This window comes from Sphingomonas faeni (assembly GCF_040407505.1).
Taxonomy (GTDB): Bacteria; Pseudomonadota; Alphaproteobacteria; order Sphingomonadales; family Sphingomonadaceae; genus Sphingomonas; species Sphingomonas faeni_E.
Genome location: NZ_JAPZPQ010000001.1, coordinates 506258 through 520315, shown reverse-complemented (window position 1 = coordinate 520315; position 14058 = coordinate 506258). Strand labels below are relative to the sequence as shown.

General features: G+C 66.4%; 10 protein-coding genes. 7 read left to right on the top strand and 3 right to left on the bottom strand.

Annotated features, from left to right (window positions below):
- On the bottom strand, positions 1-1707 hold the full coding sequence (locus O6X71_RS02495; RefSeq protein ID WP_353465043.1) for a class I adenylate-forming enzyme family protein: 1707 nt from the start codon (positions 1705-1707) through the stop codon (positions 1-3).
- Between the two features lie 193 nt (positions 1708-1900).
- On the opposite strand from O6X71_RS02495, the gene O6X71_RS02490 reads away from it, so the two are divergent.
- The 6 genes from O6X71_RS02490 to O6X71_RS02465 all read left to right on the top strand — a co-directional run bounded on the left by O6X71_RS02490 (position 1901) and on the right by O6X71_RS02465 (position 10022).
- Complete coding sequence (locus O6X71_RS02490) at positions 1901-3121, top strand: serine hydrolase domain-containing protein (protein ID WP_353464296.1); 1221 nt, start codon at positions 1901-1903, stop codon at positions 3119-3121.
- A 115-nt stretch (positions 3122-3236) separates the two neighbouring features.
- Positions 3237-5267 (top strand): 3-hydroxyacyl-CoA dehydrogenase NAD-binding domain-containing protein, encoded by a 2031-nt coding sequence (locus tag O6X71_RS02485; RefSeq protein ID WP_353464295.1) that lies wholly within the window; start codon positions 3237-3239, stop codon positions 5265-5267.
- 37 nt (positions 5268-5304) lie between these two features.
- Positions 5305-6609: an amidase family protein gene (locus O6X71_RS02480; RefSeq protein WP_353464294.1), complete on the top strand. Its 1305-nt coding sequence runs from the start codon at positions 5305-5307 to the stop codon at positions 6607-6609.
- 4 nt (positions 6610-6613) lie between these two features.
- Entirely contained in the window at positions 6614-7795 is a 1182-nt protein-coding gene (locus O6X71_RS02475) for an acyl-CoA dehydrogenase family protein (protein ID WP_121885210.1), read from the top strand.
- 138 nt (positions 7796-7933) lie between these two features.
- A complete protein-coding gene (locus O6X71_RS02470; RefSeq protein WP_353464293.1) occupies positions 7934-9061 on the top strand; it encodes an acyl-CoA dehydrogenase family protein in 1128 nt (375 codons plus the stop codon).
- A 73-nt stretch (positions 9062-9134) separates the two neighbouring features.
- Positions 9135-10022: an acyl-CoA thioesterase gene (locus O6X71_RS02465; RefSeq protein WP_353464292.1), complete on the top strand. Its 888-nt coding sequence runs from the start codon at positions 9135-9137 to the stop codon at positions 10020-10022.
- Between the two features lie 9 nt (positions 10023-10031).
- On the opposite strand, the gene O6X71_RS02460 is transcribed toward O6X71_RS02465, so the two are convergent.
- Both O6X71_RS02460 and O6X71_RS02455 read right to left on the bottom strand, forming a co-directional pair.
- Positions 10032-11690, bottom strand: coding sequence for an amidohydrolase (locus tag O6X71_RS02460; RefSeq protein ID WP_353464291.1), 1659 nt, complete (start codon positions 11688-11690; stop codon positions 10032-10034).
- Positions 11691-11839: 149 nt separating this feature from the next.
- Positions 11840-12694 (bottom strand): NAD(P)-dependent oxidoreductase, encoded by an 855-nt coding sequence (locus O6X71_RS02455; RefSeq protein WP_353464290.1) that lies wholly within the window; start codon positions 12692-12694, stop codon positions 11840-11842.
- Between the two features lie 57 nt (positions 12695-12751).
- On the opposite strand from O6X71_RS02455, the gene O6X71_RS02450 reads away from it, so the two are divergent.
- The gene (locus O6X71_RS02450) at positions 12752-14011 is read left to right on the top strand and encodes a threonine ammonia-lyase (protein ID WP_056048458.1); all 1260 of its coding nucleotides are present in this window, start codon (positions 12752-12754) and stop codon (positions 14009-14011) included.
- Positions 14012-14058 lie beyond the last annotated feature (47 nt).

Below are 14058 nucleotides of genomic sequence, written 5' to 3'. Positions count from 1 at the left end.
CTACGCCGACACCCCCACCCGGTCCTCGAACAGCACCTGCAGATCCTTCTTCAGGATCTTCCCGTTCGCATTCCGCGGCAAAGTCTCATGCACGAAGCGCACCGCGACCGGCGTCTTGAACGCCGCCAGATGTTGCCGCACCCAGCCCTGCAACTCCGCCTCGGTCGTCACCGCCCCCGGTGCGAGATGGACCACCGCCGCCGGCTCTTCGCCGAGGATCCGGTGCGGAATTCCGATCAGCGCCGCGTCGGTCACCGCGGGGTGCGCGTATAGGACGTTCTCTACTTCGCTGGAGTAGATGTTCTCGCCTCCGCGGATTATCATGTCCTTGGCTCGGTCGACTATGTAGCAGAATCCCTCTTCATCCAGGCGGGCTAGATCGCCGGTTCGGACCCAGCCACCCACGAACGTTGCGGCGGTCGCTTCGGGTTTGTGCCAATAGCCTTTCACGATCATCGGGCCGCGCGCCCATAGCTCGCCGACCTCGCCCAGAGGCACATCCGTCACGCCGTCGTCCGCCATGATCTTCAGGTCGGCAGCAGCCACCGGCGGCCCCGCACTCGTCGGGCGGTTGAGATAGTCCTCGCCGCCGTGATGCGTGACGGTCGCCATCGTCTCGGTCATGCCCCAGCCATTGCCGGGCATCGCGCCGAACTCGGCATAGATGCGCTTCACCAGTTCGGGCGCCGCGGGCGCGCCGCCATAAGCGATCGATTCGAGCGACGAGAGGTCGTAACGGCCACGGTCGGGATGCTCCAGCAACTGCCACGCGATGGTCGGCACGCCGCCGGTGATGTTGACCTTCTCGCGCTCGATAATCTCCATCGCGCGGATCGTGTCCCATTTCCGCATGAAGATCATCGTGCTGCCGGTCGCGATCACCCCCATCATCCCCGCCGAGCAGGCAGTGACGTGGAACAGCGGGATCACGGTCAAAGTCACGCGCGGCGTCGGTTCGGGCGGTGCCTCGCCACGCCGCAGGAACGAGCGTGCCGACGAATAGCCGCCCGACAGGATGTTCGACATCATGTTGCGGTGCGTGCCGAGCGCCCCCTTCGGTGCGCCGGTAGTGCCGCTGGTGTAGAAGATCGTCGCATCGTCGTCGGGCGCAATGGTCGCGTCGGGCAAGCCAACGTCAGGCAACGCAGCCCAGTCGTGCGGGGTGCCGATCACGTCCTCCAGCCGCGTTACGATCCCGGTCAGCGGCTCCGCGGCGCGCGCGACGAACACGTGCTCCAGCGCCGGCAACGTCGCATACGCCGCCTCCAGCCGATGATGACGCTCGTCGTCGGTGATCAGCACGCGCGCGCCCGAGTCGGCTAGGCCGTATTCCATCTCCGCGCCGGTCCACCACGCGTTGAGCGGCACCATGATCGCGCCGATGCTCGCACCCGCAAAGAACGCGACCGGCCATTCGGGCAGGTTGCGCATCGCCAGCGCGACGCGGTCGCCGGGGCCGATCCCCATCTCGCGCAACCGGTGCGCCAGCACCGCGATCGCCCGAAAGTTCGCCTCGTAGGTGACGCGCTCGTCCTCATAGGCCGTGAAGACCCGTTCGCCATGCGCGCGCGCAGCCTCGGCCAGCCAGCGCAACGACGGCGGCGCGTTCTTCCAAATGCGCGTTTCGATGCCGTTGATCGTTAGCATCTCCATCTCGAACTTCGCCCCGGGCGCGGTCAGCATTCGCTCGGCATCGGCGAGCGACATCGCCGGCCAGGAGGGATCGAGTGCGATGATCGGTTCGCTTGCCAAGACCGGTTGACTCCAGAGTTGAATTTCGGGTTTGGCTTATCGCCTGTTCGAAGACAGGTTATAGTTGATTCCTGCCGCACTCAAGGCAATAGAGGCACCAAGTTCGAACTAGGGGTATGGAGCGGGTCATGACAGGGACGGCCAAATCATGAGAATCGCTGAACCTGCCGCTCACGGCTTCGATGCGAGCCGGTTGGCGGCGATCGATACGCTCCTCCGGACGCGCTACGTCGATTCGGCCAAGCTGCCGAACGCGCAATTGCTGATCGCGCGCGACGGCGAGATCGTCCATTTCTCGAACGCGGGCGCGGCGCGCGAAGGCGGCAAGGCGATAGACGAGGGATCGCTGTTCCGGATCGCGTCGATGACCAAGCCGATCACCTCGGTCGCGTTCATGATGCTGGTCGAACAGGGCCTCGTCGCGGTCGATACGCCGGTCCACCACGTGCTGCCCGAGTTCAAGGATATCGGCGTCTATGATGGCGGCGGTGGCGGCGTGCCGTTCGTGACCAGGCCAACCGCCGAACCGATGCGGATGATCGACCTGCTCCGGCATACCTCGGGGCTGACCTATAGCTTCCAGAACCGTTCGAACGTCGATGCCGCGTACCGCGACGGCAAGATCGAGGGCTGGCATGGCGGGTATGATCTCGATGGCTTCATCGGCGCGCTGGCGAAGATTCCTCTCGAATTCTCGCCCGGCACCGCGTGGAATTATTCGGTCGCGACCGACGTGCTTGGCGCGGTCGTGCAGCGCGTGTCGGGCCTGCCGCTCGACCAGTTCTTCAAAGAACGCATCTTCGCGCCGCTGAAGATGGACGACACCTTCTTCCAGGTTCCCTCCGAGAAGCTCGATCGCCTGACGGACTGCTACACGCTCGCGCCGGGCAAGGGCCGCGTGATGTACGATCGCGGCGCGGAGAGCGCGTGGAGCCGGCAGCCCAAGCTCGTGTCCGGCGGCGGTGGGCTCGTCTCGACCGCGCTCGATTACCACCGTTTCAACACGATGCTGCTCAACGGTGGCGAACTCGACGGCGCGCGCATCCTCGGACGCAAGACGCTGGACCTGATGACGCAGAACCACCTGCCCGGAAAATCGGATCTCGCAGCGATGTCGAAGTCGCTGTTCAGCGAGGCATCGAACGCCGGTACCGGCTTCGGGCTCGGGTTCGCGATCACCGACGACGTCGCGAAGACGATGGTGCCTGGGTCGAAAGGCGAGTTTTACTGGGGCGGGATGTTCTCGACCGCGTTCTTCGTCGACCCCGTCGAGCGGCTGTCGATGGTGTTCATGACGCAGCTTTCGCCGAGCAGTTTCTATCCCATCCGCCGCGAGCTGAAGACGATGATCTACGCGGCGATGACCTGATCCCCCAACGGCCGTCATCCCGGCGGACGCCGGGACCCAGGGCCGCACGCACACCGAATTTGGCTCTGGGTCCCGGCGTTCGCCGGGATGACGGGGCCAGCACCAGGAGACTAGAATGACCAGCCCGATCCGCACCGAACGCCATGACGACGTGCTCGTCATCATCTCGAACAATCCCCCCGTCAACGCGCTCGGCGCCGCGGTCCGGCAGGGTCTCGAAGCGGCGATCAAGGAAGGCGTTAACGACGACAGCATCACCGCGATGGTGATCCGCTGCGACGGCCGCACGTTCTTCGCCGGCGCCGACATCACCGAGTTCGGCAAGGAAATGGTCGAGCCCGGCCTGCCCACCGTCGTCGACATGATCGAGGCGTCGTCGAAGCCCGTCGTCGCGGCGATCCACGGCACCGCGCTTGGCGGCGGTTGCGAAGTGACGCTCGGCTGCCATTACCGCGTCGCCGTCCCCTCGGCGAAGATCGGCACGCCCGAGGTGAAGCTCGGTCTGCTGCCCGGCGCGGGTGGCACGCAGCGCATCCCGCGGATCGCCGGCGTGAAGCTCGCGCTGGAAATGACCGCGAAGGGCGATCCGATCTCGGCCAAGAAGGCGCTCGACGCCGGGCTGATCGACAAGATCGTCGGCGAGGGCTCACTCGAAGCCGATGCCGTCGCGTTCGCGCGCGAGATCGCGACCAAGCGCCCCCTGCCCCGCGCGTCCGAGAAGACGGCGCAGGCCGATCCCGATGCAGTCGCCGCGTTCAAGAAGGAGAATGCGCGCCGTTTCCGTAACTTCGACGCGCCGGCTGCCAACATTGCCTGCGTCGAGAAGGCCGCGGACGGCTCCAGCTTCGAGGAGGGCATCGCCTTCGAACGCCAGGAATTCATGAAGCTCATGACCGGCGTGCAGTCGGCCTCCCAGCGCCACATCTTCTTCGCCGAGCGTCAGGCCGCCAAGATCGACGACGTCCCCGCCGACACCAAGCTCCGCGAAATCAAGCGCGTCGGCGTGATCGGCGCGGGCACGATGGGCGGCGGCATCTCGATGAACTTCCTGTCCGCGGGCATCCCCGTGACGATCGTGGAAATGCAGCAGGACGCGCTCGACCGCGGCACCGGCGTCGTGCGCAAGAACTACGAGGCGACCGCCGCCAAGGGCCGGATGAAGCCCGAGCAGGTCGAGCAGGCGATGGGCGCGCTGAAGCCGACGCTCGACTTCGCCGATCTCGCCGAATGCGACCTGATCATCGAGGCTGTCTACGAGACGATGGAGGTGAAGAAGGAGATCTTCACCAAGCTGGACGCGATCGCCAAGCCCGGCGCGATCCTGGCGTCGAACACGTCGTATCTCGATATCGACGCGATCGCGGCCTGCACCAAGCGGCCCGAGGATGTAGTCGGGATGCACTTCTTCTCGCCCGCCAACGTGATGAAATTGCTCGAAGTAGTACGCGGCGACAAGACCGCGGACGACGTGCTGGCGACCGTCATGGCGCTCGCGAAGAAGATCAAGAAGGTCGCTGTCGTCGCCGGCGTCACCTACGGGTTCATCGGCAACCGCATGCTGATGCCGCGGCAGGTCGAAGCGACCAAGCTGCTTCTGGAAGGCGCGAGCCCGGAGCAGATCGACAAGGTCCATGTCGCGTTCGGGATGCCGATGGGGCCGTTCCAGATGAGCGATCTCGCCGGCGTCGACATCGGCTGGCACCGCGATCCGAGCCGGATCGAGAACATCCGCGATGCGCTGGCGGCGGAGAATCGCTGGGGCCAGAAGACCAAGGCGGGCTTCTACGATTATGACGAGAAGCGCACGCCGTCGAACTCGGCACGGGTCACCGAGATCATCGACGATTTCCGCAAGAAGTCGGGCGTGACACCGCGCGAGATCAGCGACGAGGAGATCGTCGTGCGGACGCTCTACACCATGGTCAACGAAGGCGCGCTGATCCTCGAAGAGGGCAAGGCGCAGCGCGCGTCGGACGTCGATGTGGTCTGGATCTATGGCTATGGCTGGCCGGTATACCGCGGCGGCCCGATGTTCTGGGCGCAGTCCGAGGGATTGGCGAAGGTCGTCGCGGGGCTCGAGAAATACGGGTTCCCGGTGGCGAAGTCGCTGAAGGATGCCGCGGCATCGGGCGGACGGCTGAAGTGATCGGTCGCGGTCGTTTCTTTCGGGCAACCGCGCGCTGATGGAGCGGTCCGCGCTCCAGACGGCGGCGGCGATCCGTGCGGGCGAGACGACCGCGCTTGCCGAGTGCGACGCGGCGATCGCGCGGATCGAGGCGCGCGACGGTGCGATCAACGCCGTCGTCGTCCGCGATTTCGTGCGGGCGCGCGAGGCGGCGCGGGCGCTCGATGCGGAGGGTTCGGACGATCGTCCGCTGTTCGGCGTGCCGATGACGGTCAAGGAGTCGTTCGACGTCGCCGGCCTGCCGACCAGCTGGGGCGTCGGGGTCCACCGCGACAATATCGTCGACCGCGATGCCGTGGCCGTCACGCGGCTGAAGGCGGCGGGCGCGGTGATCCTTGGCAAGACCAACGTGCCGGTGCGGCTGAGCGACTGGCAGGCGGACAACCCGATCCATGGCCGGACGAACCATCCGCTCGACCCGACGCTGACACCCGGCGGATCGTCGGGTGGTGCCGCGGCGGCGCTCGCGTCGGGCATGGTACCGCTCGAGCTCGGCTCCGATATCGGCGGCTCGATCCGCGTGCCGGCCGCTTTCTGTGGCGTCTGGGGGCACAAACCAACCTATGGCGCCTTGTCCGATCTCGGCCACCGCGTGCCCGGCACCGATGGGGCTAGTGCGGTTCTCGGCGTGATCGGACCGCTCGCGCGCAATCCGGAGGATCTGGCCGTTGCGCTGGACATCCTCGCCGACATCCCCTTGCCGCGCGCGACCGTCGACTTGGCCCGACCACGCATCCTGCTGCTCACCGCGCATCCCTCGGCACGCGTCGATTCGTCGATCGTCGGCGCGATCGGGCGCGTCGGTGAAGCCCTCGCCGCGGCCGGCGCCATCATTTCAAGCGCACCCCCGCCGATCGACCTCGCCGCGCAGCACGCCGACTATATGCGGATGCTCGGCATCGCGATGACTCGCGGCGGACCCGCGCGCGACGGCAAGGTCGCGACGCTGTCGCAGTGGTTCGACCTGCTCGATTCGCAGGCGCGGCTGCAACGCGCCTGGGGTGCGCTGTTCGAGCAGTTCGACGCGGTGATCGCGCCCGCCAGCGGCGTTAACGCCTTCCCGCACATCGCCGAACGCAACATCGCGCGGCGCACGCTGTCGATCGACGGCGAGGACACCCCGTTCGGCGTCCAGTTCGCCTGGGCCGGGCTCGCCACCTTCCCCAATCTGCCCGCGACCAGCGTGCCCGTCGGGATCGACCCGCGCGGCCTGCCGATCGGCGTGCAGGTCATCACCAACCGTTACCGCGACCACGACGCGATCGCCGTCGCCGCGCTGTGCAACCGATTAAGCAGGAGCTGATCCGATGTCCGACCTCGATACTTTCCGGTCCGAAACGCGTGCGTGGCTCGCGGAGAACTGCCCGCCCGAGATGCGCAAACCGGTGCGCTCGGAGGACGACGTCTGCTGGGGCGGGCGCCAGTTCAAGCCGTCGTCGCCGGCGCAGAAGGAGTGGCTCGACAAGATGGCCGCCAAGGGCTGGACCGTGCCCGACTGGCCCAAAGCCTATGGTGGCGGTGGGTTGTCGCCTGCGGAGACGAAGATCCTGCGCGAAGAGATGGCGGCAATAAAGGCGCGCAACCCACTCAATTCGTTCGGGATCTCGATGCTCGGGCCGGCGTTGCTGAAATATGGCACCGAGGAGCAGAAGCTCGATCACCTGACGAAGATCGCGCGTGGCGAGATCCGCTGGTGCCAGGGCTATTCGGAGCCGAATGCGGGGTCCGACCTTGCCGGGCTTGCCACCTCGGCGGAGGACAAGGGCGACCATTATCTCGTCAACGGGCAGAAGGTGTGGACGTCCTATGCCGACAAGGCCGACTGGATCTTCTGCCTCGTCCGCACCGACAAGACGTCGAAGCAGGGCGGGATCAGCTTCGTGCTGTTCGACATGGCCTCGCCGGGCGTGTCGACCAAGCCGATCCTGCTGATCAGCGGCAATTCGCCGTTCTGCGAAACGTTCTTCGACAATGTCGAGGTGCCCAAGGTCAACCGCGTCTACGAGGAGAACAAGGGCTGGGACGTCGCGAAATACCTGCTCGGGCATGAGCGCGAGATGATCTCGGGGATGGGGCTCGCGTCGAGCGGCGGCAATCCGTTGATCGACGGGGCGATCGCGACCGTCGGGTTGGGGCATGACGGGCGGCTGGCGGATCCGTTGCTGCGCGCGTCGATCGCGTTGTTCGAGGTGCGCGCGAAGGCGTTCGGGGCGATGTCCGAGCGGTTCATCGACGAGTTGAAGGCGGGCAAGGCGCACCCTGCCCAGCCGAGCATGATGAAGTACTACGGGACCGAACTGAACAAGGGCCGGTACGAATTGATGATGGCGGCGGGCGGCTCGGATGCGCTCGAATGGGACAGCGAGCGGTCGCGCGGCGGGGCGATCCCGCGGTCGTGGCTGCGGACGAAGGCGAACTCGATCGAGGGCGGGACGAGCGAGATCCAGCTCAACATCATCGCCAAGCGGATTTTGGAATTGCCGGCGTAAATCCCTCCCCCCATCGGGGAGAGGATGCCGCAGCGAAGCGCAGGCGGGAGAGGGGCAGTGAGGCTCGGACGATCCGACCCAACAGCCCCATTCCCCGACCCTCTCCCCGTCGGGGCGAGGGAGCAGAAGGACGAAGACATGCCATTGTATCTAGACGACGACCAGACCGTCCTTCAGGACACCATCCGTGATTTCGTCGCGGAGCACGCGCCCGTGAGCCACATGCGCGCGCTGCGCGACGCCGACGACAAGACCGGCTTCTCGCGCGATCTGTGGAAGCAGTTCGCAGAGATGGGCTTTACCGGCATCCTGATCGGTGAGGACCAAGGCGGACTCGGGCTCGGGCATGTCGAGGCCGGGGTGGTGCTGGAGGAGATCGGGCGGAATCTGTCCCCCTCCCCGTTCCTCTCCACCGCGGTCGCGGCGGTCGACGCGCTCAAGGGCACGGGTCAGGCCGAGCGCTGGTTCCCCGGGATCATCGCCGGCGAGACCGTCGCCGCGCTCGCGATCGACGAGGGTGCCAAGCACCGCGATACCGTGGCGATGACCGCCGAGCGCTCGGGCAACGGCTTTAAGCTGACCGGCGCCAAGCGGTTCGTCACGCACGGCCACACCGCCGACCTGATCATCGTCGCCGCGCGGACTGGTGGCAGCGCCGACGACAGGGACGGCATCACGCTGTTTGCCGTGCCGAAGGATGCCGCCGGGCTGAGCGCGAATGCCGAGCGGCTGGCGGATTCGAGCCTTGCCGCGCGGCTGGAGTTCGAGGGCGTCGAGGTCGATGCGGATGCGGTGATCGGCGAAGTCGATGCGGGGCGGACACCGCTCGACCGCCTGTTGCGCGCGGGGCGGACCGGCGCGTCGGCGGAACTGCTGGGAGTTGGCGGTGGCGCGATGGACATGACGATCGGCTACATGAAGGAGCGCAAGCAGTTCGGGACGCTGATTTGCAGCTTCCAGGCGCTCCAGCACCGTGCGGCGCATCTGTATTCGGAGATGGAGGTGGCGCGCGCCGCCGTGTTGAAGGCGCAGCAGTTGCTCGACCAGGGCAGCGACCGCGCCGACGAGGCGGTGTCGGTGGCCAAGGCTATGACGGCTTTGGCAACCACGCTCAGCGTCCAGGAGGGCATCCAGATGCACGGTGGCATCGGTATGACCGACGAATACGACATCGGCTTCTACATGAAGCGTGCTCGCGTTCTGGCAGAGATGTTCGGCGATGCTAATTTCCATGCCGATCGGCTGGCGATAGCCGCCGGGTATTGACCGTAGAGTGCGCCCCCGCGAAGGCGGGGCCCCAGTCTGGGCTCCCGCCTTCGCGGGAGAACAAGGAAGTCAGATGCCTGCTGAAACTGCCGACGTAACGCCTGAAGCACTCGCACAAGGCTTGGTCGACCTGCTCGAGATCGAGGAGGTGGACACCGATCTCTATGTCGGGAAGCGCCAGCCGGGCGGCGTCGGTCGCGTGTTCGGGGGGCAGGTCATCGCGCAGGCGCTGCAGGCCGCGCAACGTTCGACCGAGGCGCCCAAGGCGGCACATTCGCTTCACGCGTATTTCATGCGGCCGGGGAACGAGGATTATCCGATCGTCTACCGCGTCGTCCGCGATTTCGAGGGTCGGAGTTTCGCCACCCGGCGTGTGATCGCGATGCAGAAGGGGCAGCCGATCCTCAACATGGCGGCGTCGTTCCAGACGCCCGAGGACGGACTCCATCATCAGGATGCAATGCCCGATGTCGCCCCGCCCGAAGACCTGCGCTCCGATCGCGAACTGCGCCTGGAGAGCATCGACGGCATCCCCGAGAAGTTCCGCGCGCACATGCTGCGCCAGCGCCCGATCGAGATCCGTCCGGTCAACCCACGCAGCTGGATCGAGCCCGTTCCGCAACCCGCAGCGCATGCCAACTGGTTCCGCCTCGTCGCACCGATCGGCGACGACCCGGCGATGCACCGCGCGATCCTGTCCTATGCGTCCGACATGGCGTTGCTCGGTACCGCGCTGCTGCCGCACGGCGTCAACTGGATCACGCCGGGGCTGCAGACCGCGAGCCTCGATCATTCGCTATGGCTGCACGAGGATTTCCGCGCGGACGACTGGCTGCTCTATGCCTGCGACGCACCGTGGTCCGGGCATGCCCGCGGGTTCAACCGCGGGCGCATCTTCTCGCGCGACGGCCGACTAGTCGCCAGCGTCGCGCAGGAGGGGTTGATCAGGATGCGCCAGTAACCCGCGCGGTTACTTGCGCACCCAGACCTTCTCCCCGCCAATCCATGTTTCGCTAACTTTGGTCGTGCGCAGGTCGGTCGGCGAGGCCATCGTCGGGTCGCGATCGACGACGATGAAGTCCGCGCGCTGGCCGGGTGCGAGCGCACCGAACTGCTTCTCGGCGAACCCTGCATAGGCCGCCGCACCGGTCATCGCCCACCACGCCTGTTCGCGCGTGACGAGTTCCTGTGGCTGCCACCCGCCCTGAGGCTGGCCATCGGTATCCTGACGCGTGAAGGCTGCCGCCCAGGTCGCGAACGGATCGGGCTTCTCGACCGGGAAATCGGTCCCGAAGGCGAGCTTCGCTCCGTTGGTGAGCATCGATTTCCACGCATAGGCACCCGCCAACCGGTTCGGCCCTAGCCGTGCCTCGGCCATCGTCCGGTCGCTGGTTTCATGCGTCGGCTGCATCGAGGCGATGGTTCCGAACTTGCCGAAGCGTGGCAGGTCGGTTGGATCGACGATCTGCGCATGCTCGATCCGCCAGCGGCGATCGCCGGTGTAGGTCTCGCTCTCGACCTGGATCGCGTCGAGCACCTCCCGGTTCGCCTTGTCGCCGATCGCATGGACCGCGACCTGGAACCCGTCCATCGCCGCGCGGCTCATCTGATTCTGGAGCTGGTCGTCGGTCAGGAAGCCGAGCCCCGACTGGCCAGGCGCATCGGTATAGGGCTTCAGCAACCACGCACCGCGCGAGCCGAGCGCGCCGTCAGCGTAGAGCTTCACGCCGCCCATCCGCAGGCGATCATTGTACAGCCACGGGGTCGGCCCCTTGCCGCCGATCCGGCTGGCGGTCTCGACGCCCATCGCATAGCTCATGATGCGGACGCGAAGCCCGCCAATGTCCGCCATCCGGCGATAGGTCAGCCAGTCGTCGAGCGTCGTGCCCATGTCGGCGACCGCGGTGACGCCGTAGCCGAGCAGGATGCGCTGGGCGGTCAGGAACGCGGCATCGCGCTCCTTGGGAAGCGGCTGCGGCACGACCTTCTCGATCAGTCCTTGCGCGCCGTCGACGAACACGCCCGCAGGCGCGCCGCCGGTCTTCTCGATCCGCCCGCCCGCCGGAGATACGGTCGCGCCGGTGACCCCGGCCTCGCGCATCGCCTCGCGGTTCGCCCAGCCGGCATGCCCGTCCGCACGCGACAGCCAGATCGGGTGGCCGCCGGAAACCGACTCCAGGTCGGCGGCGGTCGGGAAGCGATCCAGCCCCCACGCCTCCTGGTTCCAGCCGCGGCCCAGGACCCATTTGCGATCGGGATTGCCGGCGATGTAGGCGGCGATCCGCGACTTCGCCTCGTCGAGCGACTTGGTCATCGACAGGTCGAGCGACAGCGCGCCGAAGCCCATCTCGAGGACATGGCCGTGCGCGTCGATGAAGCCGGGCAACACCGTCTTGCCACCCATGTCGACGCGCCAGTCGTACAGCGGCTTGCCGGCGTTCTTCTTCAATTCCTTGCGGCTGAGCTTGGGGGCCTCCTCGCCGGGGGGGACGAGACGCGTGACGCGACCATCCTTGTCGACGAGAATCGCCTTGAAGTGGATCACGCGTCCGCCGTCAGCAATGGTGACACCGTTGACGTTGTCGACGATCCCGTCGGCAAGCGCGGGGGTCGGGAGCAGCAATGCCAAGACCAGCGCGGCTCTTGCCCCCCTCCCTGAAAGAGAGGGGTTGGGGGTGGGTCGGCTGGTGGGGGTAGCCTGGTGCCTGGACAACGGGCCAACCCACCCCCGGCCCCTCCCTTTCAGGGAGGGGAGCAGTGCTGTGGTGTTGCGCTTGATCACTTGGGCAATCTCCGTACCAGCGCGCTCGTATCCTGACGCGCGCCTCCCATCGCCTGAACATCGGCGTAGAATTGATCGACCAGCGCTGCGACCGGCAGAACCGCGCCGTTACGTCGCGCTTCGTCGAGCGCGAGGCCCAGGTCCTTGCGCATCCAGTCGACCGCGAAGCCGAAGTCGAACTCGTCCTTCGCCATCGTCGGCCAGCGATTGACCATCTGCCAGCTCTGCGCCGCGCCGCCAGAGATCGCCTCGAACACCTTGTCGAGATCGAGCCCGGAATTTTGCGCGAACCGCAGCGATTCGGCGACGCCCTGGATCACGCCGGCGATCGCGATCTGGTTGCACATCTTGGTGGTCTGGCCTGCGCCCGCCTCGCCGACATGGACGATCCGCGCGGCATAGGCCTGCATGAAGGGTTCGGCCTTCGCCATCGCCTCGGTCGAACCGCCGCACATGATCGAGAGCTTGCCGTTCTCTGCGCCAGCCTGCCCGCCCGATACGGGTGCGTCGACTACCAGCGCACGCTCACCCGCGAGGCGTCGCGCGATCGAGGCCGAGACGGTGGTGTGATCGACGAACACCGCGTCGTCGCGCATCGCGGCGAACGCGCCGTCTTCGCCCAAAGTGACCAAAGCGAGATCGTCATCGTTGCCGACGCAGGCGAACACCGCATCGGCGTCCTTCACCGCTGCCGCGGGCGTGTCGGCGACCTTGCCACCGTATTTATCGGCCCATGCCAACGCCTTGGCCTGAGTCCGATTATAGACGGTGACGTAGTGTCCTGCCGTAGCGAGGTGCCCCGCCATCGGCGCGCCCATGACGCCGGTTCCGATGAATGCCAGTTTTGCCATAGCGTCCGCGCATAAGCGGTGTTTCCCATGCGCGCCAGATGGTCTAGCGGGTCGGACATGGCCACCCACGCTGCCGTAGCGGCACCCACCCTCCCCGTCTCGATCGACGACGTCCGCGTCGCGCATGACCGGATCCGCGACTCGATCGTCCGCACGCCGACGCTGATCAGCAAGACGCTGAGCAAGATGACCGGCGCGACGGTGTATCTGAAGTTCGAGAACCTGCAGTTTACCGCGGCGTACAAGGAGCGCGGTGCGCTCAACACGTTGTTGCAGCTGTCGGCCGAAGCGCGCGCCAAGGGCGTCATCGCCGCGTCGGCGGGCAATCATGCGCAGGGCCTCGCCTATCATGCCAACCGCCTGGGCATCCCGACGACGATCGTGATGCCGACCAACACGCCGACCGTGAAGGTCATGCAGACAGAGGGCCACGGCGCCAACGTCGTGCTGCACGGCGAGACGTTCGACGCGGCCTATGCGCATGCGCGCATTCTCGAGGGCGAGTGCGGCTTCACCTTCGTCCATCCGTTCGACGATCCGCGCGTCATCGCAGGGCAAGGCACCGTCGCGATCGAGATGCTGGAGGACGTACCGCAACTCGACACGTTGGTCATCCCGATCGGTGGTGGCGGACTTATCTCCGGCATGTCGACAGTCGCGCGTGCGTTGAGCGAAGCGCCAGGCGGTCACCCGATCGAGGTCGTCGGCGTGCAGGCCGAGCTGTTCCCCTCGATGTACAACCGGATCAACGGGACCGACATGGCCTGCGCGGGCGATACGCTGGCCGAGGGCATCGCGGTCAAGGAGCCGGGTGCGATCACCTCGAAGATCGTTGCCGAGCTGGTCGATGACATCGTTCTTGTCAGCGAGCGCAGCCTTGAGGAATCGGTCAGCCTGCTGCTGCAGATCGAGAAGACGGTGGTCGAGGGTGCGGGTGCCGCCGGGCTCGCCGCGCTGCTGTCGCATCCCGAGCGGTTCGCGGGGAAGACCGTCGGGATCGTGCTGTGCGGCGGCAACATCGATACGCGGTTGCTCGCCAACGTGCTGCTGCGCGATCTGGCGCGGTCGGGGCGGCTCGCGCGGTTGCGCATCCGGTTGCAGGATAAGCCGGGCGCGCTGTTCCATGTCGCGCGGATCTTCGATCAGGAACGCGTCAACATCATCGAGATCTATCACCAGCGCGTCTTTACGACGTTGCCGGCGAAGGGGCTTATCACCGACATCGAATGCGAGCTTCGCGACCGTGCGCATCTCGATCGGCTGGTGGGGGCGTTGCGCGCTGGCGGGTACGAGACGTCAACCGTCGAGCTGGCATAATCCCATTCTGATACGGTGATTTACCGCGTTAACCGACATTCGTGGTA

Bases quoted from the DNA above. Each gene is read 5' to 3' on its own strand.
- O6X71_RS02495 (WP_353465043.1), bottom strand. From the start codon at position 1,707: ATGTCGCTCGCCGATGCCGAGCGAATGCTGACCGCGCCCGGGGCGAAG.
- O6X71_RS02490 (WP_353464296.1), top strand. From the start codon at position 1,901: ATGAGAATCGCTGAACCTGCCGCTCACGGCTTCGATGCGAGCCGGTTG.
- O6X71_RS02485 (WP_353464295.1), top strand. From the start codon at position 3,237: ATGACCAGCCCGATCCGCACCGAACGCCATGACGACGTGCTCGTCATC.
- O6X71_RS02480 (WP_353464294.1), top strand. From the start codon at position 5,305: ATGGAGCGGTCCGCGCTCCAGACGGCGGCGGCGATCCGTGCGGGCGAG.
- O6X71_RS02475 (WP_121885210.1), top strand. From the start codon at position 6,614: ATGTCCGACCTCGATACTTTCCGGTCCGAAACGCGTGCGTGGCTCGCG.
- O6X71_RS02470 (WP_353464293.1), top strand. From the start codon at position 7,934: ATGCCATTGTATCTAGACGACGACCAGACCGTCCTTCAGGACACCATC.
- O6X71_RS02465 (WP_353464292.1), top strand. From the start codon at position 9,135: ATGCCTGCTGAAACTGCCGACGTAACGCCTGAAGCACTCGCACAAGGC.
- O6X71_RS02455 (WP_353464290.1), bottom strand. From the start codon at position 12,694: ATGGCAAAACTGGCATTCATCGGAACCGGCGTCATGGGCGCGCCGATG.
- O6X71_RS02450 (WP_056048458.1), top strand. From the start codon at position 12,752: ATGGCCACCCACGCTGCCGTAGCGGCACCCACCCTCCCCGTCTCGATC.